This window comes from Rhodovulum viride (assembly GCF_003265965.1).
GTDB lineage: Bacteria > Pseudomonadota > Alphaproteobacteria > Rhodobacterales > Rhodobacteraceae > Rhodovulum > Rhodovulum kholense.
This window is the reverse complement of the sequence record NZ_MUAV01000008.1, coordinates 85,182-108,635: the sequence shown is the minus strand read 5'-3', so window position 1 is coordinate 108,635 and position 23,454 is coordinate 85,182. Positions and strand designations below refer to the sequence as shown.

Sequence of the window (23,454 nt, the reverse complement as noted above, 5' to 3'; positions counted from 1 at the left end):
GAGGGATCGCCTCCCGCGCCCGCGTTCAGGGGCGGCTCCTAGGCGTCGAGCCAGACATATTCGGCGAAGGCATAGCCCATCATCCCGCCCAGCGGGTTCGGCCTGAGCCCCTTCACCTTTTCCGACAGCCCGTCGACGTTCGAGATATAGGCGGGGATCAGCGTGCCCGCCTGGGTCGCGACCATCTCCTGCATGTCCCAGTAGATCTCGGTCCGCCGCTCTTCGTCCAGCGACCCGCGGGCCTCGACCAGCAGGCTGTCGAATTTCTCGGACGCATAGTGGCTTTCGTTCCAGGGCGCGTCCGAAGCGTAAAGCAGAGAGAACAGGATGTCGGGGGTCGGGCGCGGGTTGATGTTGCCGAAATGGACCGGCGCCTTCAGCCAGTAATTCGACCAGTAGCCGTCCGAGGGCACGCGCTGCACGTCGAGCTTCATGCCGATTTCGGCGCCCGCCTGCTGGACGACAGTCGCCATGTCGACCGACGACATGGCCGCGTCCGAGGCCACGACCAGGATCGAGGTGCCCAGAAGCCCGGCCTTGTCGAAGATGTGCTTCGCCTTGTCGGGGTCGAATTCGGCCGGCTTGAGGTTGGGGTTGTGATAGCGGTTCGCGCTGGACACGGGCTGGTCGTTGCCGATCTCGCCCAGGCCCCGCAGCACCGCCTTGACGATCTGTTCGCGGTTGATGAGGTGGCGCATCCCCTCGATGAAGCCGGCCTTGGTGCCGGGGTCCATGTCGAGCCGGATGTTCAGATCGGTGTAGTTGCCCGCGGTGGTGACCGACTTGACCACATGGGGCTGGCTGTCGATCAGCCGGATCGACCGCGGGTTGAGCTGGGCCGCCAGCTGGATGTCGCCCGACAAAAGCGCGTTGACCCGCGCGCTGTCGTCCGAGATCGCGAAGAACTCGAAACTGTCCAGATAGGGGCCTTCGGCCTTGAAGTAGTTGGGGTTCTTCGTGCCGATCGAGCGCACGCCCGGCTCGAACACCTCGCAGAGGAAGGCGCCGGTGCCGTTGGCCTTGGTGAAATCGGTGGTGCCCTCGGCCAGGATCATGAAGTGGTGCAGCGACAGGATGGTCGGCAGGTCGGCATTGGGGGCTGCCAGCTCGATCCGGACGGTCAGGTCGTCGACCGCCGAGATGCCGGTCATCTGCTTTGCGATCGAGTTGGCCTTGGAGCCCACGCTGTCGTCGAGATGGCGGTTCAGCGAATAGACCACGTCGGCCGCGGTCAGGGTCTTGCCGTCATGGAAGGTGACGCCGGATTTGAGCTTGACCTGCCAGACCCTGGCGTCGTCGGTCTCGATGCTCTCGGCCAGCTCCATCTGCGCCTGTCCGGCCTCGTCGAGGAAGGTCAGGCGGTTGTAGAAGGCGCAGCAGCGCACGTAGTCGGTAGACAGCGACGCCTTGGCCGGGTCGAGCGTGTCGGCGGTCGAGGCCGACCAGCCCGCCGCGCGGAGCGTGCCGCCCGTCACCGGCGTGGCGGCCACCGCTGCCCCGGCGCGCAGCAGGATCGAGGACCCGGCCGTCGCGGCCACGCCCGAGGCCATCAGCATCTTCAGAAGCTCGCGACGCGAGGCGCCGCGCCGGATCGCATGTTCGACCGCCGCGTCGTCGCGTCCGGTCCAGTTGGTGGGCTTGAAGGTCATGGGCTTGTCGTCTCCCTGTTGGAGGGGGGCCGGACGCCTTTGCCATGCGCTTGCGGCCCGGATGTGCCGTGTCCGGGATTGCCTGTCCCGGAGGGCGGATCAGTCCGCGAAGGCCCGGTCGACGGCGTCGGCAAGGTCCGCGAGGCTGTGGAAGTGGTAGTCGGGCCTGGTGAATTCGGCGGGCTCGATGGTCCCGCCATAGCCCTTCTGGGCGTGGCGCCGCTGGATCCAGCAATTGGTCATGCCCAGCGCGCGCGAGATGCCGATGTCGTGATACTGGCTTTGCGCGGTGTGCAGGATCCGGTCCTTGCTGCCGCCGGTCGCCGCGACATGGGCGAAGACCTGTTCGAAGAAGGCCGCATCGGGCTTTTCGGTCCCGGTCTCGTCGGTGGTGAACCCGGCCCAGAACGGTTCGCCCAGCTTGGCGGCGTATTTCTCGTAGGCCCAGCGGCGGGCATTGGTCATCGCGATCAGCTTGTAGCGTCTTGCCAGCCTCGCCAGCGCCTCGGTGCTGTCGGGGAAGGGCTGTGCCTCGCCCACCGCGTCGATCATGCTCTGGCGCGCTTCGGGGGTGTCGGGCAGGCCGAATTCGGCGGCGATGCGCCCGTAGCAGCGGCCCAGGTCGTCGGGAAACTTCAGCGCGCCGGGTTCGTAGCGCGCGGCGCGGTAGACGCTCAGCGCGGCCTCGCCGTCCAGATCGATGCCCGCGGCCGTCGCGATGGCGTCGAGCCCGGCCTTGATGGCGCCCTCGAAGTCGATCAGCGTGCCGACCACGTCGAAGCTGACATAATCGAAACGGGTGAGGGGCGGCGCCTGCGTCTCGGCGGTTTGCTCGTCCATGATCGGCCTTTCCTTCACGCGGCCATGGCACCTGCCATGGAACATTCTTCTGTATGTCGCACCCGGGCACCGGGGGCGTTTTGCAAGGGCGCGTCCGGAAGGTCCGGGCCGTTTCGCCCTTGTATTTCAGGGCTTCCGCGGTCCCGGAGCGCCTGTGCCTTTCCCGAGTGTGCCGTTCGGGGGGCGAGAGGAATATTCGAAAGATCCGGACGCCGCGGCAGAAACTACCGAATCCGCCCCCCACGCGGCATATCCGGTTGCGACCCGGTCCGGCTCAGTATCCGGCCTCGGGATCGACGAGTCCCGGCAGGGTCCGGCCCGCGCGCCAGGCGCTCAGCACCGCCAGCGCATGGCGGGCGCCTTCCTCGGGATCGGTGTTGGCCGCGACATGGGGGGTGATGACGATCCGTGGATCGGCCCAGGCGGGATGGTCGGCGGGCAGCGGCTCGGGGTCGGTCACGTCGAGCATGGCCGAGGCCAGACGGCCTGCATCGAGCGCGTCCGACAGCGCCGCCATGTCAAGTTGCGCCCCGCGCCCGGCATGGACCAGATGCGCCCCCCGGGGCAGTTTCGCGAAGAGACCGGCGTTCAGCAGGCCGCGGGTGCTGCCGGTCAGCGGCAGCAGGCAGATCAGGATGTCGGTGCGCGCAAGAAAGGCGTCGAGCCCGGCCGCGCCATGGGTCTCGATCCCCGGCAGGGGCGTACCGGACCGGCTCCAGCCCGCGACCTCGAAGCCGAGGCCCGCGAGAGTTTCCGCGGCCAGCCGGCCGATCCGGCCCAGTCCCAGGATGCCGACCCGGCGCGAGGCGGCCAGCCGCACCGGGTGCTGTTGCCAGCGGCCCTGCCGGGCGCCTTCCAGATAGGTGGGCATATCGCGATGCAGCATCAGCGTGGCCATCACCACCCAGTCGCGCACCATCCGGTCGATCCCCGGCGCGACGGTGCGGACCAGCGCCACGCCCGGCGGCAGCGGTGGCATGTGGTCGACGCCCGCGCCCACCGACAGAAGCACCCTCAGGCTGGGATAGGCGGACAAGTCCGGCGGCTGCCAGCAGGCCAGATGGGTGACGGCGGCCGCGTCCCGGACCTCGTCCGTGCCGACCCACAGATCCTCGCCCGCCTCATGAAAAACGCGGCGCCAGACGGCACCGCGTTCGGGGTAGGACAGCAGAAGAAAGGCCATCAGGCCATCGCCTGCCGGATCTCGGGATCGTCCAGCGTCAGGTCCAGCACCTTGCGGGTGCGCTCGACGATGGCGTCTATCTCGGCCTCGGTGCAGCAGAGCGGCGGCGCATAGCCGAAGATCCCGTTGGCGAAGGCGCGGATTACCAGGCCCTGCTCCCAGGCGCGGTCGAAAAGCCTGGTCGCGGCGTTCAACTCGGCCGGAACCGGGGTCTTCTTGGCCTTGTCGGTCACCATCTCGATGGCGGCCAGCATGCCCCGGCCGCGCACGTCGCCGACCAGCGGGTGATCGGCAAGGCCCTGCAGCCCCGCCATCAGTCGCGCCCCCATCTTGCGGCCGTTTTCCAGCAGGCCGCCGTCCTCGTAGAGCCTGAGCACCTCGAGCGCGACGGCGGCCGAGACTGGATGCGCCGAATAGGTGAAGCCATGGCCCACGGCGGCCGCGCCCGCGCCCTCGGCGATGGTCTCGTAGACATGATCGGCCATGAAGACCGCGCCCATCGGCACATAGCCCGAGGTCAGCCCCTTGGCGGTGGTCATCAGGTCGGGGACGATCCCTTCGTCCTCGCAGGCGAACAGCGGGCCGGTGCGGCCGAAGCCGGTGATGACCTCGTCGGCGACGAACAGCACGCCATAGTCGCGGCAGGTCTGGCGCATCGCCTTGACCCAGCCCGGCGGCGGCACCAGCACGCCCCCCGAGCCCTGGATCGGTTCGACATAGAAGGCGGCGACACGCTCGGGGCCGATTTCCTCGATCTTGGCCTTCAGTTCGGCGACCGAGGCGGCGGTGATGGCCTCGGGGTCGTCGCCCACCGGGTTGCGGTAGCTGTAATGGGACGAAATCTTGTGCTGCCACTCATAGGGCACGCCAAAGCCGGTATGGAAGGACGGCAGGGCGGTCAGGCCCGCGCCCATCGTGGTCGAGCCGTGATAGCCCTGGGCGACCGAGATGAACTGGTCGCGGCCCGGCTGGCCCTTCGCATGCCAGTAGTAGCGGACGAAGCGGATCGTGCTGTCGACCGAATCCGACCCGCCGAGGGCAAAGTAGATATGGTTCAGATCGCCCGGGGCGCGCTCGGCCAGGGCGGCGGCCAGCCGGATCGGGGCCTCGGCGCCGAGGTCGAAATAGCCCGTCGCATAGGGCAGGCGGCGCATCTGCTCGGCGGCGGCCTCGACGATGCTTTCATGGCCGTAACCGGCGTTCACGCACCAGAGCCCGGCAAAGCCGTCGATCAGCTCGCGGCCTTCGGCATCGGTGACGGTGGCGCCCTTGGCCGATTGCAGCAGACGCACGCCGCGCGCCTCGTGGCCCTGCCATGAGGCGACCGGGTGGACAAGATGCGCGCGATCGAGCTCGATCAGCGAATTCGACAACATGGCTGCGGTCTCCGAAATTCAGCCCAGCGCCTGCGAGGCGAGGGCATAGGTTGTGAAACTGTCGTCGCGCCGGGGGGCGGGGCCCCGGTGCATTTCGGTCCCGCCGCCCACATGCGGCAGGCCGATTTCGTTCAGACGCGGCCCGAGGCCAAGGCCGGGCCGGGTGTCGACCCGCAAGAACCGTCCGGGCATCCCCTGGGCGGCGGCCGCGATCAGCGCCCGGGCGGTCAGCGGGCTGTCGGCCGCAAGAGGTCCCAGAACGGTGCCCCGGCCGAACGCGCGCAGCATCGCGAAGCCGCCCTCGGCCATCAGGACCTGTCCCGAGGCGGCGATCTTCGTCAGCAGCGTGCGCCGGTCGGCGCCAGTCGCGGCCCGGTCCATCGCGGCGATCCGGTCGAGGTCGTCGGCCCCGCCGGTCCGCACCGGCAGGCCCGGCGACGGCAGATGGCGAACCACCTCGCCCTGATGCTGCACGATCTCGCCCGCGGCGGCAAAGCCCAGCTTTTCGTAAAGCGGGCGGCCCTCGGGGGTTGCGACCAGCGACAGCGCGCGGTCGCCGGCAAGCGCGATCACCGCTTCCATCAGACGGCGGCCGAGCCCCTGTCCGCGCAACGCCGCATCGACGATGATCATGTTCAGCGCGGCGCGGTCCCCGAAGGCGGAGCAGAAGGCGGTGCCCACGACGCGGCCCTCGGCGTCGAGCGCAGCCACGCCGGTCGAGACCGACAGGACCAGCGCCCAGTCCTCGCGCCGATGCGGCCAGCCCGCCTGCTGCGAGAGCCGCACGCCATCCGCCAGATGGCTGTCGTCGAAAGGCACGATCGGGATCATTGAACCTCCATCCGTTCGGGCGCCGGGTCGGGTGCCGGGTCGGTCGCCGGGGCGCCCCCTGTCCCGAAGGCTAGGAGCGCGATCCCGGCAGAAGCCACCGGATCGCCGGACCGGGCGGCATTTTCCTGTCATGCGCTCGGCCCGCGCGACACGATATGCTGCGTTCAGACGGCGCCAAGCCGGTCGCCAAGCCGCAGCACCATCGCCCGCGCGGCGTGAAGTTCATCCACCGTCAGATATTCCTCGGGCTTGTGGGCACGGGCGATGTCGCCGGGGCCGCAGACGACCGATGGCACCCCCGCCGCCTGGAAAAGCCCGGCCTCGGTCCCGAAACTGACCGCGGAAAGCGGCGCATTTTCCGAGAGTTCGGCGGCGAGCACGGCCAGCGGGCTTGTTTCGTCAAGCGAGAGCGCAGGGTAGGCGGACTGAACCTCGACCGTCACGCCCTCGCCCGCGGCCGCGACGACCGGGCCCAGCAACCCCTGCGGATCGACGCCGGCGATGGCGCGCGCCTCGATCATGGCCTCGGCCGCAGCCGGCAGGATATTGACCGCCTGCCCGCCCGAAACGGTGCCGACCTGCAGCGTCGACCAGGGCGGGGCGAAATGCGCGTCCTGCGCCCCGGACTCAAGTGCGGCCGACTGCGCGCGGGCCGCGGTCAGGACCGGGATCAGCCGGTGGATCGCGTTGCAGCCCAGATCGGGGCGCGAGCTGTGCCCCGAGATGCCTTCGGCCGAGACCCGGATCGTCGCCTTGCCCTTGTGGCGCAGCACCGGCACCAGCCCGGTCGGCTCGCCGACGATACAGCCCAGAGGTGCCGCGCAAAGCGTCGGCAGTCGCTTGATCAGATGCGGCACGCCAAGGCAGCCGGCCTCTTCGTCATAGGAAAGCGCGATGTGGATCGGCGCGGCCAGCTCGCGCCGGGCCAGATCGGGCACCGCCGACAGCACGGCGGCGACGAACCCCTTCATGTCGCAGGCGCCGCGCCCGATCAGCCGTCCGGCCTCTTCGCGCAGGGTGAAGGGATCGGCCTTCCAGTCCGGCTCGCCCGCGGGGACGACATCGACATGGCCCGACAGGATATAGCCCGGCACGCCCACGGGGCCGATGCTGGCGAAGAGGTTGAACCGGTCGCCCTCGGGTCCCGCGATCACCGAAAACGGCACGCCGTTCTCGATCAGATAGTCGCGGACGAAGTCGATCAGCGCCCCGTTCGGCCGTCCGACGACGGTGCGGAAGGCGACGAGATGGGCAAGCATCAGTTCGGGGGGCATGGGGTCTTTGATCCGGTTCCGGGGTGGGGCGGGGCAGGGGCTCCGCGGCGCTGTCCCCAGAATGCCCGCAGCGCCCCGCGCGATGCGGCCGTTCTCGGCGCTCTGGCGGCACGACCTGCCGCAGCCCGGGGGTGATACGCAATTTCATGCGCCCCTGCGGGCAAAGGCGGCAAGGTCTTCCGCGGCGGCGGGCGCATGCTCTGGCCGAACTCACCGGAGACCCCCATGACCTTCCGCCCGAAATACATCACCTTCGATTGCCACGGCACACTGATCCATTTCGCGATGGCCGAGGCCGCCACCGACATCTGGGGCCCCCGCCTGTCGCCCGAGAAACTGGCGAAATTCATCAGGAATTTCGCGGCTTACCGGCTGGACGAGGTGCTGGGCGCCTGGAAGCCCTATGCCGAGGTCGTCCATAATGCGGTCGAGCGGACCTGCAAGGCCAACGGTCTGCCCTTCGACCCGGCCGAGGCCGCCAGGATCTACGATCTGGTGCCGAGCTGGGGGCCGCATCCCGACGTGCCGGCGGGGCTTTCGAAGGTGGCGCAGGAAATTCCGCTGGTGATCCTGTCGAATGCCGACAATGCGCAGATCCACCAGAACGTGGCCCGGCTGGGCGCGCCCTTCGCCCATGTCTTCACCGCCGAGGACGCCCGGTCCTACAAGCCTCGGATGCGCGGGTTCGAATACATGCTCGACAGCCTCGGCGTCGGGCCCGAGGACATCCTGCATGTGTCCTCGTCTTTCCGCTACGACCTGATGACGGCGCATGATCTGGGCATCGTCAACAAGGTCTGGGTCAATCGCGGCCATGAACCGGCGAACCCCTATTACGGCTATACCGAGATCAAGGACATCTCGGGGCTGGCCGGCGTCGTCGGGCTTTAGGCGGAGTCGGGCGATGGACTATTCCTCGTACTGGCACGAGACCGCGCCGCGCTTTGCGGGCGCCTGCCCCGACAAGGTCTCGGGGCGTTTCGACGTGGCGGTGATCGGCGGCGGCTTCACCGGGCTGAACGCGGCGCGGCAGCTGGCCAAGGCGGGCGTCAAGGTCGCTCTGCTCGAGGCCGCCCATGTCGGCGCGGGCGGGTCGGGGCGCAATGGCGGGCATCTCAACAACGGCGTTGCCCATGGCTATGCCGAGGCCAAGGCGGCGCTGGGCGCCGAGGCCGCGCACCGGCTTTACAAGGCCTATGATGCCTCGATCCGGATGATCGAGGCGATCACGCAGGAAGAGGGCATCGACTGCGATTTCCGCTGGTCGGGCAAGCTGAAGCTTGCCTCGAAACCCGGCCATGTGGACGGGCTGAAGGCGAATTACGAGCTGATCAACCGCGAGGTCGACCCCGAGACGCGATGGCTGGAACGCGCCGATCTGGCGGGCGAGGTCGGGTCCGAGGCATTTCACGGCGCGGTGCTTTATCCGAAATCGGCGATGATGCACATGGGCCGCTATGTGACCGGGCTGGCCGAGGCCGCCCGGCGCCACGGCGCGGTGATCTGGGAAGGCGCGCCGGTGACGGCACGCGAAAAGGGCGTGACGGGCTGGGCCGTGACGACGCCCAAGGGCACGCTGACCGCCGACCGGGTGATCCTCGCGACCGGCGCCTACACGCCCCGGACCTTCGGCTATTTCCGGCGCCGCATCCTGTCGGTCGGGTCCTTCATCGTCGCGACCCGGCCGCTGAGCGCCGAGGAAGCCGCGCGGGCCATGCCCGGCAACCGGACCTGCGTGACCTCGATGAATGTCGGCAACTATTTCCGGCTGTCGCCCGACAACCGGCTGATCTTCGGCGGACGGGCGCGGTTCTCGGCGGTGTCGGACCAGCGCTCGGACGCGAAATCGGGCAAGATCCTGCGCGCCTCGATGGCGGCGATCTTCCCCGATCTGGCCCGGGTCGAGATCGACCATTGCTGGGGCGGGCTCGTGGGCATGACCAAGGACCGCTTCCCGCGGGCGGGGCAGGCCGACGGCATGATCTACGGCATGGGCTATTCCGGCCATGGCGCGCAGATGTCGACGCTGATCGGCGCGGCGCTGGCCGACATCGCGATGGGGCGGGACGACACCAACCCGCTGACCGGGCTCGACTGGCCGCCGATCCCGTTCAATTCGGGCAAGCCCTGGTTCCTGCCGGTGGTGGGCGCCTATTTCCGGCTGAAGGACATGATGTCCTGACCGGCCGCCGCCACCGACCGCGGCCCCTTGCGGCCGAGCACCGGTGCAAGGGCTGCGGCCAGCAGCGCGCAAAGCCCCAGCAGCATGAAGGCCAGCCGCAGCGAGGTCGCCTCGGCGATCAGCCCGATCAGGGCCGGCCCCATCAGAACCGACCCGTAGCCCATGGTCGCGACCGAGGCGATGGCCTGACCGGGCGGGATCTCGGGGTCGGCGGCGGCGCGGCTGAAGGCCAAAGGCACCAGCACCGCAAGCCCCAGCCCCATCAGCGCGAACCCGGCCAGCGCCAGCGGTAAGCTCATCGGCCCGGTGACGAGCGTCACGCCCAGCGCCGCCGTCAGCCCGCCCGCCCGCGCGACCGGTCCCGGCCCGAGCCGGACCACCAGACGGTCGGCGCAAAGCCGCATCGCCACCATGCTGGCCGAATAAACCGTATAGCCCAGGGCCGCGCGCGCCTCGGTGGCGCCGATGCCCTCGCGCAGCAGGATCGCGCTCCAGTCGACCATGGCGCCCTCGCCGAAGCCCGAGGACAGCGCGATCAGCCCGACCAGGATCAGCGGCCCGCGCGGCAGCGCGAACACCGGCGCCCGGCCCCGGCGCGGGGCGATACGCGAGGTCCAGGGCACCGACAGGAAGGGACCCATCGCGGCTCCGACCGCCAGGGCGGCCAGCGCGAAATGCAGCCCGACCGACAGGCCGAGGCCCACCGCCGCGAGCCCCGATGCCGCGCCGATCCCGGCGCCGAAGCTCCACATCGCGTGAATCGAGGACATGACCGAGCGGCCCATCTGGCGTTCGACCTCGGCGGCCCAGCCGTTCATGGCCACATCCATCGCGCCATGGGCCGCACCGAACAGGAACAGCGCCGCGCCCAGCGTCAAGGGGTCCGGGGCCAGCCCGGCCAGTCCCAGGCTCAGCAGGTAGAGCACGGCCAGCCGCCGGGTCAGGCGCACCGCGCCGACGGCGTCGCTGAGCCGGCCGGCCAGCGGGAAGGAGACCAGTGCCCCGAGCCCCATCAGCAGGATCAGAAGGCCTAGCCCGGCCTCGGACAGGCCATGACGCTCGGCCACGGCGGGCACGCGCGAGGCCCAGGCGCCGAGAAGGAAGCCGTTCAGCGCGAAGGCCGCCGCAGCGCCGCGCCAGGGGGTGCGGAATGTGGGCATGCCGATCCTCCGGATGCGTGGGGCGCGCGGGGACCCGCGTCGTCCTTGCCCCCTCGATTGCAGGAAATGCCGCCCGAGGCAATCGGTGCCGCGCCGTCCGGGCAAGCTCTCGTCGAGGCGCTGCCCGGGCGTCCTGCGCTGACATGATGCAAGGCCCCGCACCGTGACGGGACGTCTGACGGCTTGTGCCATGGTCCGGCTTCTGGTCTTGATGTTGCCCGCGGGTCCGTGCGGTCCGCCATCGAGCACCGCGCCACAGGGCCGGGCAAAAAGACGGAGGAGAACCATGAAGGCTGCGAAACTGGGAGGGCGGGCGCTGGCCGCCCTGATTGCGGGGGCGCTGATGCTGGGAACGGCCTCGGCCGAGACCCTGCGCCTGTCGCACAATGTCGGCGACACCACGACCTGGCACAAGGGCGCCGAGAAGTTCGGCGAGCTGCTGTCCGAGGCGACGGATGGCGAGATGACCGTCCGGGTCTTCCCCAATGCGCAGCTTTCGGGCGGCGACCAGATGAAACAGGCCGAGATGGTCGGGCGCGGGGCGCTCGATCTCGTGGTGACCTCGGCGATCAACGTGACGCCGCTGGTGCCCGAGATGGCGATCTTCTCGCTGCCCTATCTGTACAGCTCCTATGACGAGGTCGACGCCACGACCCAGGGCGCGCCCGGCGAGATGATGGCGAGGATCCTGCTGGAGAAGGGGATCGTCGTGTTGGCCTGGGGCGAGAACGGCTTTCGCGAGCTGACCAACAACGTCCGCCTGGTGAAATCGCCCGAGGACATGAAGGGGCTCAACATGCGGGTTTCGGGACCGATGTATATCGACGTGATGAACGCGCTCGGCGCGAACCCGACCCAGATGCAATGGTCCGAGACGCTGACCGCGCTGCAGCAGGGCGTCGTTGACGGGCAGGAAAACCCGATCGGCGCGGTGATCATCCCGCAGCAGGTCTACGAGATGCAGAAATACCTGACCGCCTGGCATTATTCCTACGATCCGGTCTTCCTGGGCGTGTCGAAGGCGAAATGGGACAGTCTCGACGCCGAGACCCAGGAGAAGATGCGCAAGGCCGCGGTGGAGGCGATGGCCTGGCAACGCCAGATCTCGCGCGAGGCGACCGCGTCGGGCATCGCGTTCCTGCGCGAGAAGGGCATGGAGGTCTACGAACCGACCGCCGAGGAACTGCAGGCGTTCCGCGCCGCGACCAAGCCCGCCTTCGACAAATGGGCCGGGAAGGTCGGGTCCGAGATCGTCGAGGCGTTCCAGTCGGCCATCGTCGGCACCAACTGAGCCCGCTGGCGCCGGGAATCGGGGTCGCCGACAGGCGGCCCCACCCCGGCGCCTGACCGCGTTTCGTCCATTCCGGTAGGCCCGCCCATGCGCTTCCTGCTTCGAGAGGCCGAGAAGATCGTCTGCGCCCTGCTGTTTCTGGGCATGACGGCGATCGGCTTTGCCAATGTCGTGGTGCGCTACGGCACCCATTATTCGCTGGCCGCCAGCGAAGAGCTGCTGACCAACGGCTTTCTGCTGCTGACCGTCTTCGGCGCGGCCATCGCCGCGCGGCGGGGCGAGCATCTGGCGGTCACGCTGGTGCAGGACCTCTTGCCGCCCGTGCTGCGCAAGCCGATGTTTTTGCTGGCAGCCGCGCTGTCGGCGCTGCTGCTGGCGCTGTCGGCCTGGGTGTCCTGGGATGTGCTGGTCAATCTGCACGGCAACGGGATGCGGTCCTATGCGCTGGGCGTCCCGGCCTGGTACTATCAGGCGGCGGTGCCCTTCGGCTTTGCGCTGATCCTGATCCGCTATCTGCAGCATGTCCGCGAGGCGCTGGGCGGCGCCTCGGGCACGGTGTCGCCGGAGACGCCCCATGTTTGATCTCTTTCCCGGTCTCGGCGCGGGCACCGAGATGGTGATCCTGTTCTTTGTGCTGATGGCGCTGCGGGTCCCGGTCGCCTTCTCGCTGGGGCTGTCGGCCTTCTACGCGATGGGACAGATGGGCTTCGGCTTCGATCTGGCGGGCGATCTGATCGCGGCCGGCGTCACCAAGTTCTCGCTGCTGGCGATCCCGTTCTTCATCCTGGCGGGCACGCTGATGGGCACACTCGGCATCGCCGAGCGGATGATCCGCTTCTTCCGGGTGTTGATCGGGTCGATGCCGGGCGGCATGGGGGTCGTCGGCACCGTGGTCTGCCTGTTCTGGGGCGCGGTCAGCGGTTCGGGCCCGGCCTCGGTCGCGGCCATCGGGCCGATGATCGTCAAGGGGATGGAGGAAGACGGCTATGACCGCGCCTATGCGGCGGGGCTTGTCTGCACCGGGGCGGCGCTGTCCATCGTCATCCCGCCCTCGATCGGGCTTGTGATCTACGGGGTGATCGCCGAGACCTCGATCTCGCAGCTTTTCATCGCCGCCGTGCTGCCGGGGCTGTTCATGGGGCTGGTGATGCTGGCGACGCTGCCCTTCGCCGGGCGGCGCGGGGGCGGACGCGAGGCGCTTGATGCGCTGAGCCCCACGCCCCATGCCGGGCTGCCTTACCGCCAGAGGCTGGCCGCCGCCTTCCGCGAGGCGTTCTGGGGCCTTCTGACGCCTCTTGTCATTCTTGGCGGCATCTATTCGGGCGTCTTCACCCCGACCGAGGCCGCGCTTGTCGCTACCGTCTATGCGCTGGGCGTCGGCGCGCTGGCCTACCGGACCCTGACCCTTCGCGGGCTTTACGAGGCGCTGGCCGACGCCGCCGCGTCCTCGGCGGTGGTGATGCTGGTCGTGGCCTATGCCGGGCTCTTCGGCTGGGTGGTGACGGTCGAGGATCTGGTCGGCACCTATTCCGGCGCGCTTTTGGGGCTGAGCGACAACCAGTGGGTCATCCTGCTGGCGATCATGGTGATCCTGCTGGTCGCGGGCATGTTCATGGATGCGATCACGGTGATGTTCATCTCGCTGCCGATCTTTCTGCCGGTGATGCGCGAGATGGGCTGGGACCCGGTCTGGTTCGGGGTGGTAGTGATGGTCAACCTCGCCATCGGGCTTTTCACCCCGCCGGTCGGCATCAACCTTTATGTGGCGGCCAACGTGACCCGGCTTTCCATCGAGCAGATCGCGCGGGGGGCGGCGCCCTTCCTGCTGACGAGTCTTCTGGGTCTTGCCGTGGTGGCGGGCCTGCCGCAGCTGTCGCTTTTCCTGGTCGAGGCGCTGCGCTGAGGCGGGAGGGGCGGGGGCTCTGCCCCCGCACCCCCGGGGTATTTCGACCAAGAAGAAACGGGGCGCCGGGCGGTTCGGGGATCGGCGGCTCTAGTCGAAGAAAGGGTCCATCTGGGCCACGATGACCGCGTTCTCGGCCAGGGCGCGGGCCATCAGGGCCTCTTCCTCGGGGCCGATCTCGTGGCCCTCGTCGCGGCGTTCGGCCAGGGTGCCGTAGCCGGTGACGTCGAGCGGGGCGAGGCCCGCCTGTTTCAGCACGGCCACCGTTTCGCGCACCGCCTCGGCCTCGTCGACGCCCGAGGCATAGCACATCAGCCCGGCCCCGGTGGCGCCGTCGGGCAGGCCGTCATCAGGCTTGCGCCCGACCTCGACCAGCAGGGTGTAGACCTGCTGGCGGCTGCTGGGTTTCTCAGTCACGCAGAAGCTCGTTGATACCGGTCTTGGACCGCGTTTGCGCATCGACGCGTTTCACGATCACCGCGCAATAGAGGCTGACGCCGCCCTTCGAGGGCATCGAGCCCGCGACCACGACCGAATAGGGCGGCACCTCGCCATACATCACCTCGCCGGTCTCGCGGTCGACGATCTTGGTCGACTTGCCAATGAAGACGCCCATGCCGAGGACCGAGCCCTCGCGCACGATGCAGCCCTCGACCACTTCGGAGCGGGCGCCGATGAAGCAGTTGTCCTCGATGATGGTGGGGCCCGCCTGCATCGGTTCGAGTACGCCGCCGATGCCGACGCCGCCCGAGAGATGGACGCCCTTGCCGATCTGGGCGCAGGACCCGACCGTGGCCCAGGTATCGACCATCGTGCCCTCGTCGACATAGGCGCCGAGGTTCACGAAGGAGGGCATCAGGACCACGCCGGGCGCGATATAGGCCGATTTGCGCACCACGCAGTTCGGCACCGCGCGAAAGCCCGCGGCGCGCCAGTCGGCCTGACCCCAGCCCTTGAACTTGCTGTCGACCTTGTCCCACCAGCCACCGTCCTGCGGGCCGCCCTCGTGGCACTCCATGTCCTTGATCCGGAAGCCCAGAAGCACCGCCTTCTTGGCCCATTGGTTGACATGCCAGTCGCCCGAGGCCTGCTTTTCGGCGACGCGGAGCGTGCCCTTGTCCAGCGCCTCCAGCGTGGCCTCGATGGCCTCGCGGGTCTCGCCCCGGGTGGCGGACGTGATCGTGTCGCGGGCCTCCCAGGCGGCCTCGATGGCCGTTTCGAGCTGGGCGTTGGACATGGGGGTAACCTCCCGTCAAAAGGTTTCTGGTCTCGTTGGCGGTCAGGCTATAGACGCTAGTTGCTTAACGCGCAATCCAAGCGAGACCCCCATGCATGACGAAGCCCGCCGCCCGCTCCGCGACGCCCTCCGCGATATCGAAAGCGCAAGGGACAGCCCGGATACGGCGCAGGCCCGGTCGGCCTCGTACCGGCTGGCCTTTGCCGATCCCGAGTTTCTGTGCCGCGACGAGATGCGCGCGGTCCGGGTGCAGCTGGAATTGCTGAAGCCCGAGCTGATGATGCGGGATTACGGCATCGAAAGCACCATCGTGCTGTTCGGCGGAGCGCGCATCCCAGACCCCGCGCATCGCGACACCGCCCGGACCGAAACCCTGGCCGATCTGTCGAAATACTACGACGAGGCGCGGGAATTCGCCCGGCGCATGACCTTGCGGGGGCAGCAGGGCGACCGGCTTGACCATGTCATCGTGACCGGCGGCGGGCCGGGGGTGATGGAGGCCGGCAATCGTGGCGCGGCCGATGCGGGGGGCGTGTCGATCGGGCTGAACATCGTGCTGCCGCATGAACAGGTGCCGAACCCCTATGTGACGCCCGAGCTGTGCTTCAACTTCCACTATTTCGCGATGCGCAAGATGCACTTCCTGCTGCGCGCGGCGGCGATCGCGATCTTTCCCGGCGGCTTCGGCACGCTTGACGAGATGTTCGAGGCGCTGACCCTGATCCAGACCCGGCGCATGGACCCGGTGCCGTTCCTGCTGTTCGGGCGCAGCTTCTGGGAGACGGTCATCAACTGGGAGGCCCTGGCCGAGGCCGGGACCATCAGCCATGAGGACCTGCGGTTGTTCTCCTTCGTCGAGACCGCCGAAGAGGCGGTCGCAATAATCGAGGCCTGGACGCTGCCCCGCTAGCGCCGGAACAGCCGGCCGTCGACCGCCGCAAGCCCGAGCGCGATGCAGGCCATGCCGGCGAAATCGGTGGGGGCCAGCCGCTCGCCCAGAACCAGCCCGCCCAGCAGGATCGCCGAGACCGGGATCAGGAAGGTCACCAGCGACAGGCTGGTGGCCCCGGCGCGGGCGAGGATGCGGAAGTAAAGCAGATAGGCCAGCGCGGTCGACAGCACCGCCAGCCCCAGCACGGCGGCGCAGGTGGCAGTGCCCGGCATCGGCAGCGTCCAGGGCCGGTCGGCGATCAGCATCGCCGGGCTTAGCAACAGCGTCGCGGCGCCGACCTGCCCGGCCGCCGTCACCAGTGGATCGACACCCATCCGCCGAAACCGCCGCCCGAACACCGCCGCGCAGGCATAGGACAGCGCGCCGCCCAGCACCGCCAGCTGGGCCAGCGCATTCGTGCCCAGACCGGCCAGCGCGTCGGGGCCGATCATCACCGCCACACCGGCCAGCCCCGCCGCGACCCCGCATAGCTTCAGCCCGCCCGGCCGCTCATCAGCCAGCAGAAGACCTGCCACCACCACGGTGAAAAGCGGCGTGGTGGCATTGAGGATCGAGGCCAGCCCCGAGGCGATGCTGTGCTGTCCGGCCACGATTAGGCTGAACGGGATGACATTGTTCAGAAGCCCCATGCCGAGGAAGGCTGCCCAGACCCGGGGCGCGCGGGGCAACGGCCGTCCGGTCACCGCGACGGCGGCCCATAGCACGAGTGCGGCCAGTGCCACCCTCAGCCAGACCAGCGTCAGGGTCGGCAGTTCGGCCACGGCGATGCCCACGAACAGGAACGACCCGCCCCACAGCACGGACAGGGCCAGAAGCATGGCCCATTCGGCCCGCCCCATGGTCAGACGCTCCGCCGGGTCCGCGATGGTTGTCATGTTGCCCTCCTGCCACTTTCCGGCAGATTGGCGCGGCGGGCCGGGGCGCGCGACCCGAAAGCTGCGCAAACCGGCGGCCCGCGCAGGCGATCAGGTCCTCGCGCTCAGTGAACGTCGGGGGCGTCGGGGCGGCGGACGATGCGTTCGGGCTCGGGCAGGCCGGCCTCGGCCGCGATCTGGAAGCGGTTCTTGCGGGCGCGTTCAGTCGCCGATTTCAGCTGTCCGCAGGCCGCCATGATGTCCTCGCCCCGCGGGGTGCGGATCGGGCTGGCATAGCCCGCCTTGTAGACGATGTTGGCGAAGGCCTCGATCCGGTCCCAGTCCGACCGCTGATAGGGCGCGCCGGGCCATTCATTGAACGGGATGAGGTTGATCTTGGCCGGAATGCCCGAAATCAGCTTCACCAGCCGCCGCGCATCGGCATCGCTGTCGTTCACGCCTTTCAGCATCACGTATTCGAACGTGATCCGTTCCGAATTCGACAGCTTCGGATAGGCCCGGAGCGCCTCGAACAGCTGGGCGATGGGGTATTTTCGGTTGATCGGCACGATCTTGTTGCGCAGCTCGTCGGTGGTCGCGTGCAGGCTGATCGCCAGCATGCAGCCGATCTCGCGGCCCGCGCGCTCGATTTCCGGCACCACGCCCGAGGTCGACAGGGTGATCCGGCGGCGCGACAGCGAAATCCCCTCGCCATCCATCGCGATCAGCATCGCGTCGCGCACCGCCTCGAAATTGTAAAGCGGCTCGCCCATGCCCATCAGGACGAGGTTCGAGATCAGCCGGGTTTCGTCCTTCGGATTGCGGCCGGGCTTCGGCCATTCGCCCAGATCGTCGCGCGCCAGCATGACCTGACCCACGATCTCGGCCGCGGTCAGGTTGCGCACCAGCCGCTGGGTGCCGGTGTGGCAGAAGGTACAGGTCAGGGTGCAGCCCACCTGCGACGAGATGCAGAGTGTGCCGCGCCCGTCCTCGGGAATGTAGACCACCTCGACCTCATGCCCGCCCGCGATCCGCACCAGATATTTGCGGGTGCCGTCGGCCGAGACCGAGCGGGTGACGATCTCGGGTACTTCGATCGCGAAATGGTCCTTCAGCAGCGCGCGGTAGTCCTTGGCCAGATTGGTCATCGCGTCGAAATCGCGCACGCCCTTCTGGTAGATCCACTGCCACAGCTGGTTCGCCCGCATCTTGGCCTGCGCCTCGGGCGTGCCGGCAGCGATCAGCGCCTCGCGCAGACGCGGGCGGGTCAGGCCGACCAGATTGACCCGGTCGGTTTCCGGCAGCTTGCGGGGCAGCGGCAGCACATCCTGGACGATGGGCGCGGACATCGGAGGACTCCTGTTCGGAAAGCGGTACCCCTTAGCAGAGTCGCGCCCGTTTTGAAAGGGTCGCGCTTGCCTCGGGGGGCGCCGCCGCGAAACGGCATCGCGTCACAATCCGGTTAACAAAACGTTACCAGATTGTCAGGCGCCGCGCCTAACGCTGGCGGCGCCCGCACTCGGGCAGGGCTCACATTTTGGAGAGACGAATGCGTCTTCTGTTCATCACCGCCGCCGGCGTTCTGGCGGCCGGTTCGGTTCATGCCGCAAGCTGGACCCTCGACAGCTTTGCCGATTATGCCTTCCTCGACGAGAACCAGACCGGGCTTCAGATGACCCAGGGCATCGCCTGGAACGCCGCGGCCAACGAATGGGTCACCTCCTGGCAATACGGGCTCGCCCGGTTCACCGAAGACTGGCAGTTCATCGAGGCCAGCGGGCATTACGATCTTGAAACCGGTCAGGTCGTCAGCGGCATTCCGGCCGCGCTTGCCGATCGGGGCTTCGACCATATCGGCGATTTCGACATCAGGGACGGGGTCGTTCACGCGTCTCTCGACAGTGCCGAGGGCGACTATCAGAACGGGCATGTGGCCTTCTTCGATGCCACGACGCTTGCCTATGCCGGCGAGCTTCACGAAATGCTGGGCGATCCGACCAACCGGCGCGACGATGTCGCGAGCTGGACGGCGATCGATCATGCGACCGGGCTGGGTTATGGCAAGGAATGGGCGCTGGGCGACACGCTCAACGTCTACGACCTCACCGACTGGAGCTTTCTCGGCACGCTGCAGATGGATCAGGAGCTGAAGCGCGTTCAGGGGGCCAAGGTTCTGGACGGGATGATGTACCTGTCCACCGATATCGGCACGAAATCGGTCTACAGCCTCGATCTGGCGACCGGCCATGTCGAAGAGCTGTTCCAGCTGCCGATCTTCGAGGGCGACATCCGGTTCGAAACCGAGGGGCTTGCGCTCCGCGAGCTGGCCGATGGCGGCCTTGAGATGTATGTCGAGATGGTGATCGACCCGCAGGCGGTCGAGGGCGAATTCGACGCCTATACGCGGCTTTATCGCTATGTCCTGGCGGACGATCCGGCGCCCGTGCCGGTGCCGGCGACCCTGCCGCTGGTCCTGTCCGGACTGGCGGCCTTCGGCCTCATCCGCCGCCGCGCCTGACACGCGAACGCCAAGGCATCGGGGCGATGCCTTGGCGGCCTGCGATCCGGCGCGTCCGGCTCAGTTGCCCGAGCAGCGGCGCGCGGCCTCGTCCATCGCGGCAGTGAAGCCGTAAAGCGAGAAAGTGTCGGTGGTCTTCGTCCCCCGCGACGAGAAACCGACCAGTTCGGCCTCGGCGCCGCGTTTCATCGCCTCGATGATCTTGGCATCGTCGGCCTTCGAGGCCGGCCAGGCCCATTCTCCCTCGGTGAAGAGGTCGAAATTGCTGTCGCCCACGCTGAGCGCCACGGTCGAGCCGGGTTTGAACGGATAGCCGCCCGAGAACGAAACTTCGCCCGCGATACCGTCGCCGGGGCGGAAGGTCACGAACAGAAGGATCTCGCCCCGCCGCACGGACACGACCTGACCGTCGCGGGTGTTGACCGTCTTCTTGGGGGGCGACACGCTCCAGCATTCGGTGGGATCGGTCTCGACGAACACGTTCCAGTCGGTCTTGACCGCCACGTTGTTGGTCGATTCTTCCTGCGCATGCGCCGCTGTCACCGCCAACGCCAAAGCGCCGCCCGCGATGGCCGCTCGGAAAAGGGATGTCATCGTCTTACAGCCTCCAGCTGTCTTTGCCTCTCGGCCCGCCTTTTGGGGAAGCGTTTCCAGTGGCGTGGCAGGTCCGAACTCGATATGCGCAGCCTAGCCTAGGCACGCGGGGATATGAAAGTCTTCATGGCACAAAGTCAATCGGACTTGAAGGGGAGCAGGGACACGATGCCGGACCCGGACCGGATGGGAGGCAGGGAATGACCGGTGCCGTCGCCATGGTCGAGCTGCTGCGTGGGGGCATGGTCGAATCCTGCCATCGCGGCCATGCGGCGATTTGCGATGCCTCGGGTCTTGTGGCCGCCTGGGGCGATCCCGAGGCGCTGATCCTGCCCCGGTCGTCCTGCAAGATGGTGCAGGCGCTGCCGCTGGTCGAAAGCGGCGCAGCCGACGCGGCCGGTCTCGGATCCGAGCATCTGGCGCTGGCCTGCGCCTCGCATCAGGGGGCGCCGCTCCATGTGGGCAAGGTCGCGGCCTGGCTGGACGGGCTGGGTCTGGACGAAGCCGACCTGCTTTGCGGCGTGCAACCGACCCGCGACCGCGACGAGCGCGACCGGATGATCCGCGCGGGCGAACACGCCTGCCAGTTGCACAACAACTGTTCGGGCAAGCATGCGGGCTTTCTGACCCTATCCCGGCACCTGCACGCGGGACCCGACTATGTCGATCCCGCCCATCCGGTGCAGCGCGCGGTCCGCGCGGCCTTCGAAGAGGTCACCGGGAGGGCGAGCCCCGGCTTCGGCATCGACGGCTGTTCGGCGCCGAACTTCGCCACCACGGTCGCAGGGCTTGCCCGCGCGATGGCGATCTTTGCCGCCGCCCGGCCCGATGCGGGCGACGCCCGCGCCCGCGCCGCCGGACGGCTGAGCGAGGCGATGCGCCGTCATCCCGATCTGGTCGCGGGCGAGGGCCGGGCCTGCACCGAGCTGATGCGCGCGATGGAGGGCCGGGTCGCGGTCAAGACCGGGGCCGAGGGCGTCTTCGTGGCCTTCCTGCCCGGGCGCGGCCTTGGCGTCGCGCTCAAGATCGAGGACGGCGCCACCCGCGCGGCCGAGGCCGCCATTGCCGGGCTTCTGGTCCATCTGGGGGCGCTCGACCCCGCCCATCCGGCCGCGCGGAAGCGGATGGTCGGCCCGATCCTCAACTGGCGCGGGATCGAGACCGGCGCGATGCGGCTGGCGCCCGGCTTCGCCTGAAGTCGGCCTTGCATGCGCCTCGGCGCTGCGCTCTGATTGGAGCGCAGACGCCCGAGGTGCCCTTCCATGACCGACCCCCTGATCGACCGGCGCGCGCGGCTGCTCGGTCCGAACGTGCCGACCTTCTACGACGAGCCCGTCCATATCGTCCGGGGCGAGGGCGTCTGGCTTTGGGACGCCGCCGGACGGCGCTACCTGGATGCCTATAACAACGTCCCCCATGTCGGCCATTGCCACCCGAAGGTGGTCGAAGCGATCGCCGCCCAGGCCGCAAGGCTGAATACCCATACCCGCTACCTGCACGAGACCATCCTCGATTATGTCGAGCGGCTGACGGCGACCCTCGGCCATGACCTGAGCCAGGCGGTGATGGTCTGCACCGGGTCCGAGGCCAATGACGTCGCGCTTCGCATGGCCCAGGCGGCGACCGGAAAGACCGGGCTGATCGCGACAGACAACACCTATCACGGCAATACCGCCGCGGTCAGCGCGCTCTCGACCCGGCGCCCGCCGATCGGCGGCTACCCGCCCCATGTGCGGCTGGTGCCCGCCCCTGACAGCCTCGCCCCGCTTGGCGGCAGCGCCGAGGCCCAGCCCGAAGCCTTCGCCGCCAATGTCGCCCGCGCCATCGCCGAACTGGAAGAGGCAGGCCACGGCTTTGCAGGCTTCATGCTGTGCCCGTTCTTCGCCAATGAAGGTTTCCCGACGCTGGCCCCGGGCTTTCTCGATCCCACCGTCGAGGTGGTGCGGCAGGCGGGCGGGCTTATCCTCGCCGACGAGGTTCAGCCGGGCTTCGGACGGCTCGGCACCGCCTTCTGGGGCCACGAGGTGCTGGGCTTTGCTCCCGATGTCGTCACGCTGGGCAAGCCGATGGCCAATGGCCATCCGGTCGGCGCCGCCGTCACCCGGCCCGAGATCATGGCCGCCTTCCGCGGCGCCTTCGGCTATTTCAACACCTTTGGCGGCAATCCGGTCTCGATGGCCGCGGCGCTGGCGACGCTTGAGGTCATCGAGGAGGAGGGGCTGATGGAAAACGCCCGCACGGTCGGTGCCTACGCTCTGGACCGGCTTGGGGGGCTCCGCCATCCCTGGCTGGCCGAGGTCCGGGGCAGGGGGCTTTTCTTCGGCGCCGAGTTCGTCGACGAGACCGGCGCACCTGCTACCGGTTTCGCCATCCGGCTGGTCGAGGGGCTCCGCGCCGAGGGCATCCTTGCGGGGCGGATCGGGCGCGCGATGAACACGCTCAAGTTCCGCCCGCCGATGCCGTTTTCGCGCGAGCATGCCGATCTTGTGCTCGATAGTGTTGACCGGGTCCTGGCCCGTACGGAGGTGCCGAGATGACCGAGGCCGAAACCCTGTGCCTGGCCGAGGAGGCCGCCACCCATTGGGAGGGCTGCACCGCCCCCCGGCTGTTGTCGCATCGCGAGAACGCGGTTTTCGCGATCGCCTTGCCCGAGGGCCGGCGCGGCGTGCTGCGCCTGCACCGTCGCGGCTATCAAAGCGTCGACGCCATCCGCTCGGAACTGTGGTGGATGGCCGCCTTGGCACAGGCCGGAATTCCGGTGCCCGGTCCCGAGACCACCCGCGACGGCGCCCTGCTGGCCCATCTTGACGACGGGCGCGTGGCCTCGGTGCTGGGCTGGGTCGAGGGGGCGCCGCTCGGCCTCGGCGCACGGCCGCTCGACGGCTCCCCGGCCGAGCAGATGACGCGGTTCGCCGGGCTCGGGCGGGCCATCGGGCGGCTTCACGTGGCGACCGACCGGCTGACCCTGCCCCAGGGCTTTGTCCGGCTCCGGTGGGACGCCGACAGCCTCCTCGGTCCCGCGCCGTTCTGGGGCCGGTTCTGGGATCATCCCGCCGCCAGCGACGCCGAGGCGATCCTGCTGCAGGAAGCCCGCCGCTTCGCCCGCGAAAAGCTGTCGGCCTATGCCGCGGCGGGGGGCGACATGGGGCTGATCCATGCCGATCTGATGCGGGAAAACGTGCTGTTCGACGGGGCCCAGGCGCATCTGATCGACTTCGACGATTGCGGCTTCGGCTTCCGGATCTACGATCTCGGGACCGCGCTCGTGCCCAATCTCGAGGAACCCGGCCTAGACGCCATCGCGACAGGGCTCATCGAGGGCTATGCCACCGAACGGGGGCTGAGCGCGGCCGATCTGGCGATGCTTCCGGTCTTCGTCATGCTGCGGTCGCTGGCCTCGGTGGGCTGGACCATGCCGCGGCTCGACCCCCACGACCCGCGGATCCGCGCCTATCTGAACCGGGCCGTGCGCACCGCCCATGCGGTGATGGAAGGCCGCCCGCTGTTCCGGATCGGGTGAGCCGACCGGGCGGCCGCCCTGTGGCCGACGGCGCGCCTTGGGTATTTCTGCCAAGAAGAAGGAGCGCAGGTCTCTCTTCTTCTTGGCTGA

At 68.6% G+C, this 23,454-nt stretch carries 22 protein-coding genes; 10 read left to right on the top strand and 12 right to left on the bottom strand.

Annotated features, from left to right (window positions below; translation table 11 throughout):
• Window positions 1-38: 38 nt before the first annotated feature.
• From BYZ73_RS08860 to argE, 6 genes are all read right to left on the bottom strand, one after another.
• Window positions 39-1,649 carry an ABC transporter substrate-binding protein gene (locus BYZ73_RS08860; RefSeq protein ID WP_112315687.1) on the bottom strand — a complete coding sequence of 537 codons (1,611 nt, stop codon included), beginning with the start codon at window positions 1,647-1,649 and terminating at the stop codon, window positions 39-41.
• 99 nt (window positions 1,650-1,748) lie between these two features.
• Complete coding sequence (locus BYZ73_RS08855) at window positions 1,749-2,489, bottom strand: HAD-IA family hydrolase (protein WP_112315686.1); 741 nt, start codon at window positions 2,487-2,489, stop codon at window positions 1,749-1,751.
• A gap of 274 nt (window positions 2,490-2,763) precedes the next feature.
• Window positions 2,764-3,672, bottom strand: coding sequence for a 2-hydroxyacid dehydrogenase (locus BYZ73_RS08850; RefSeq protein ID WP_112315685.1), 909 nt, complete (start codon window positions 3,670-3,672; stop codon window positions 2,764-2,766).
• The gene (locus BYZ73_RS08845) at window positions 3,672-5,048 is read right to left on the bottom strand and encodes an aspartate aminotransferase family protein (protein WP_112315684.1); all 1,377 of its coding nucleotides are present in this window, start codon (window positions 5,046-5,048) and stop codon (window positions 3,672-3,674) included. The genes BYZ73_RS08850 and BYZ73_RS08845 overlap by 1 nt, the downstream gene beginning before the upstream one ends.
• Before the next feature lie 18 nt (window positions 5,049-5,066).
• Window positions 5,067-5,879: a GNAT family N-acetyltransferase gene (locus BYZ73_RS08840; RefSeq protein ID WP_112315683.1), complete on the bottom strand. Its 813-nt coding sequence runs from the start codon at window positions 5,877-5,879 to the stop codon at window positions 5,067-5,069.
• Between the two features lie 164 nt (window positions 5,880-6,043).
• Window positions 6,044-7,153 (bottom strand): acetylornithine deacetylase, encoded by a 1,110-nt coding sequence (argE, locus tag BYZ73_RS08835; RefSeq protein ID WP_112315682.1) that lies wholly within the window; start codon window positions 7,151-7,153, stop codon window positions 6,044-6,046.
• A 225-nt stretch (window positions 7,154-7,378) separates the two neighbouring features.
• Here argE and BYZ73_RS08830 point away from each other — a divergent pair, with 225 nt between their 5' ends.
• Both BYZ73_RS08830 and BYZ73_RS08825 read left to right on the top strand, forming a co-directional pair.
• On the top strand, window positions 7,379-8,044 hold the full coding sequence (locus tag BYZ73_RS08830) for a haloacid dehalogenase type II (RefSeq protein ID WP_112315681.1): 666 nt from the start codon (window positions 7,379-7,381) through the stop codon (window positions 8,042-8,044).
• A 13-nt stretch (window positions 8,045-8,057) separates the two neighbouring features.
• Entirely contained in the window at window positions 8,058-9,335 is a 1,278-nt protein-coding gene (locus tag BYZ73_RS08825) for an NAD(P)/FAD-dependent oxidoreductase (RefSeq protein WP_112315680.1), read from the top strand.
• Here BYZ73_RS08825 and BYZ73_RS08820 read toward each other — a convergent pair.
• Window positions 9,305-10,495, bottom strand: a complete 1,191-nt coding sequence (locus BYZ73_RS08820; protein ID WP_112315679.1) for an MFS transporter — start codon at window positions 10,493-10,495, stop codon at window positions 9,305-9,307. The genes BYZ73_RS08825 and BYZ73_RS08820 overlap by 31 nt on opposite strands.
• Before the next feature lie 286 nt (window positions 10,496-10,781).
• On the opposite strand from BYZ73_RS08820, the gene BYZ73_RS08815 reads away from it, so the two are divergent.
• The 3 genes from BYZ73_RS08815 (at window position 10,782) to BYZ73_RS08805 (ending at window position 13,689) form a co-directional block, all read left to right on the top strand.
• A complete protein-coding gene (locus BYZ73_RS08815) occupies window positions 10,782-11,786 on the top strand; it encodes a DctP family TRAP transporter solute-binding subunit (RefSeq protein ID WP_112315678.1) in 1,005 nt (334 codons plus the stop codon).
• An 87-nt stretch (window positions 11,787-11,873) separates the two neighbouring features.
• A complete protein-coding gene (locus BYZ73_RS08810) occupies window positions 11,874-12,368 on the top strand; it encodes a TRAP transporter small permease (RefSeq protein ID WP_108027594.1) in 495 nt (164 codons plus the stop codon).
• Window positions 12,361-13,689, top strand: a complete 1,329-nt coding sequence (locus tag BYZ73_RS08805; protein WP_108027593.1) for a TRAP transporter large permease — start codon at window positions 12,361-12,363, stop codon at window positions 13,687-13,689. Before BYZ73_RS08810 ends, BYZ73_RS08805 begins: the two co-directional genes overlap by 8 nt.
• Before the next feature lie 90 nt (window positions 13,690-13,779).
• Here the strand turns inward: BYZ73_RS08805 and BYZ73_RS08800 are convergent, their stop codons facing one another.
• Both BYZ73_RS08800 and dapD read right to left on the bottom strand, forming a co-directional pair.
• Window positions 13,780-14,106, bottom strand: a complete 327-nt coding sequence (locus BYZ73_RS08800) for a hypothetical protein (protein WP_245943098.1) — start codon at window positions 14,104-14,106, stop codon at window positions 13,780-13,782.
• Window positions 14,099-14,926, bottom strand: coding sequence for a 2,3,4,5-tetrahydropyridine-2,6-dicarboxylate N-succinyltransferase (gene dapD / locus BYZ73_RS08795; RefSeq protein ID WP_108027592.1), 828 nt, complete (start codon window positions 14,924-14,926; stop codon window positions 14,099-14,101). Before dapD ends, BYZ73_RS08800 begins: the two co-directional genes overlap by 8 nt.
• 91 nt (window positions 14,927-15,017) lie before the next feature.
• On the opposite strand from dapD, the gene BYZ73_RS08790 reads away from it, so the two are divergent.
• Window positions 15,018-15,836, top strand: a complete 819-nt coding sequence (locus BYZ73_RS08790; protein WP_112315677.1) for an LOG family protein — start codon at window positions 15,018-15,020, stop codon at window positions 15,834-15,836.
• Here BYZ73_RS08790 and BYZ73_RS08785 read toward each other — a convergent pair.
• Both BYZ73_RS08785 and rlmN read right to left on the bottom strand, forming a co-directional pair.
• Window positions 15,833-16,753 (bottom strand): DMT family transporter, encoded by a 921-nt coding sequence (locus tag BYZ73_RS08785; RefSeq protein ID WP_245943097.1) that lies wholly within the window; start codon window positions 16,751-16,753, stop codon window positions 15,833-15,835. The two genes, BYZ73_RS08790 and BYZ73_RS08785, sit on opposite strands and share 4 nt — an antisense overlap.
• A 104-nt stretch (window positions 16,754-16,857) precedes the next feature.
• Window positions 16,858-18,081: a dual-specificity RNA methyltransferase RlmN gene (gene rlmN, locus BYZ73_RS08780; RefSeq protein WP_112315676.1), complete on the bottom strand. Its 1,224-nt coding sequence runs from the start codon at window positions 18,079-18,081 to the stop codon at window positions 16,858-16,860.
• 200 nt (window positions 18,082-18,281) lie between these two features.
• Here rlmN and BYZ73_RS08775 point away from each other — a divergent pair, with 200 nt between their 5' ends.
• Window positions 18,282-19,250: a VPLPA-CTERM sorting domain-containing protein gene (locus BYZ73_RS08775; protein WP_112315675.1), complete on the top strand. Its 969-nt coding sequence runs from the start codon at window positions 18,282-18,284 to the stop codon at window positions 19,248-19,250.
• Window positions 19,251-19,310: 60 nt separating this feature from the next.
• Here BYZ73_RS08775 and BYZ73_RS08770 read toward each other — a convergent pair whose 3' ends face one another.
• Window positions 19,311-19,844, bottom strand: a complete 534-nt coding sequence (locus tag BYZ73_RS08770; protein ID WP_108027588.1) for an invasion associated locus B family protein — start codon at window positions 19,842-19,844, stop codon at window positions 19,311-19,313.
• Window positions 19,845-20,044: 200 nt separating this feature from the next.
• Here BYZ73_RS08770 and BYZ73_RS08765 point away from each other — a divergent pair, with 200 nt between their 5' ends.
• From BYZ73_RS08765 to BYZ73_RS08755, 3 genes are all read left to right on the top strand, one after another.
• On the top strand, window positions 20,045-21,040 hold the full coding sequence (locus BYZ73_RS08765; protein ID WP_112315674.1) for an asparaginase: 996 nt from the start codon (window positions 20,045-20,047) through the stop codon (window positions 21,038-21,040).
• A 66-nt stretch (window positions 21,041-21,106) separates the two neighbouring features.
• A complete protein-coding gene (locus BYZ73_RS08760; RefSeq protein WP_112315673.1) occupies window positions 21,107-22,381 on the top strand; it encodes an aspartate aminotransferase family protein in 1,275 nt (424 codons plus the stop codon).
• A complete protein-coding gene (locus tag BYZ73_RS08755; protein ID WP_112315672.1) occupies window positions 22,378-23,364 on the top strand; it encodes a phosphotransferase enzyme family protein in 987 nt (328 codons plus the stop codon). The genes BYZ73_RS08760 and BYZ73_RS08755 overlap by 4 nt, the downstream gene beginning before the upstream one ends.
• Window positions 23,365-23,454 lie beyond the last annotated feature (90 nt).

Bases quoted from the DNA above. Each gene is read 5' to 3' on its own strand.
- BYZ73_RS08775 (WP_112315675.1), top strand. From the start codon at position 18,282: ATGCGTCTTCTGTTCATCACCGCCGCCGGCGTTCTGGCGGCCGGTTCG.
- dapD (WP_108027592.1), bottom strand. From the start codon at position 14,926: ATGTCCAACGCCCAGCTCGAAACGGCCATCGAGGCCGCCTGGGAGGCC.
- BYZ73_RS08830 (WP_112315681.1), top strand. From the start codon at position 7,379: ATGACCTTCCGCCCGAAATACATCACCTTCGATTGCCACGGCACACTG.
- BYZ73_RS08840 (WP_112315683.1), bottom strand. From the start codon at position 5,879: ATGATCCCGATCGTGCCTTTCGACGACAGCCATCTGGCGGATGGCGTG.
- BYZ73_RS08815 (WP_112315678.1), top strand. From the start codon at position 10,782: ATGAAGGCTGCGAAACTGGGAGGGCGGGCGCTGGCCGCCCTGATTGCG.
- BYZ73_RS08845 (WP_112315684.1), bottom strand. From the start codon at position 5,048: ATGTTGTCGAATTCGCTGATCGAGCTCGATCGCGCGCATCTTGTCCAC.
- BYZ73_RS08760 (WP_112315673.1), top strand. From the start codon at position 21,107: ATGACCGACCCCCTGATCGACCGGCGCGCGCGGCTGCTCGGTCCGAAC.
- BYZ73_RS08860 (WP_112315687.1), bottom strand. From the start codon at position 1,649: ATGACCTTCAAGCCCACCAACTGGACCGGACGCGACGACGCGGCGGTC.
- BYZ73_RS08820 (WP_112315679.1), bottom strand. From the start codon at position 10,495: ATGCCCACATTCCGCACCCCCTGGCGCGGCGCTGCGGCGGCCTTCGCG.
- BYZ73_RS08755 (WP_112315672.1), top strand. From the start codon at position 22,378: ATGACCGAGGCCGAAACCCTGTGCCTGGCCGAGGAGGCCGCCACCCAT.
- BYZ73_RS08810 (WP_108027594.1), top strand. From the start codon at position 11,874: ATGCGCTTCCTGCTTCGAGAGGCCGAGAAGATCGTCTGCGCCCTGCTG.
- BYZ73_RS08765 (WP_112315674.1), top strand. From the start codon at position 20,045: ATGACCGGTGCCGTCGCCATGGTCGAGCTGCTGCGTGGGGGCATGGTC.
- BYZ73_RS08825 (WP_112315680.1), top strand. From the start codon at position 8,058: ATGGACTATTCCTCGTACTGGCACGAGACCGCGCCGCGCTTTGCGGGC.
- BYZ73_RS08785 (WP_245943097.1), bottom strand. From the start codon at position 16,753: ATGACAACCATCGCGGACCCGGCGGAGCGTCTGACCATGGGGCGGGCC.
- rlmN (WP_112315676.1), bottom strand. From the start codon at position 18,081: ATGTCCGCGCCCATCGTCCAGGATGTGCTGCCGCTGCCCCGCAAGCTG.
- argE (WP_112315682.1), bottom strand. From the start codon at position 7,153: ATGCCCCCCGAACTGATGCTTGCCCATCTCGTCGCCTTCCGCACCGTC.
- BYZ73_RS08805 (WP_108027593.1), top strand. From the start codon at position 12,361: ATGTTTGATCTCTTTCCCGGTCTCGGCGCGGGCACCGAGATGGTGATC.
- BYZ73_RS08850 (WP_112315685.1), bottom strand. From the start codon at position 3,672: ATGGCCTTTCTTCTGCTGTCCTACCCCGAACGCGGTGCCGTCTGGCGC.
- BYZ73_RS08770 (WP_108027588.1), bottom strand. From the start codon at position 19,844: ATGACATCCCTTTTCCGAGCGGCCATCGCGGGCGGCGCTTTGGCGTTG.
- BYZ73_RS08855 (WP_112315686.1), bottom strand. From the start codon at position 2,489: ATGGACGAGCAAACCGCCGAGACGCAGGCGCCGCCCCTCACCCGTTTC.
- BYZ73_RS08790 (WP_112315677.1), top strand. From the start codon at position 15,018: ATGCATGACGAAGCCCGCCGCCCGCTCCGCGACGCCCTCCGCGATATC.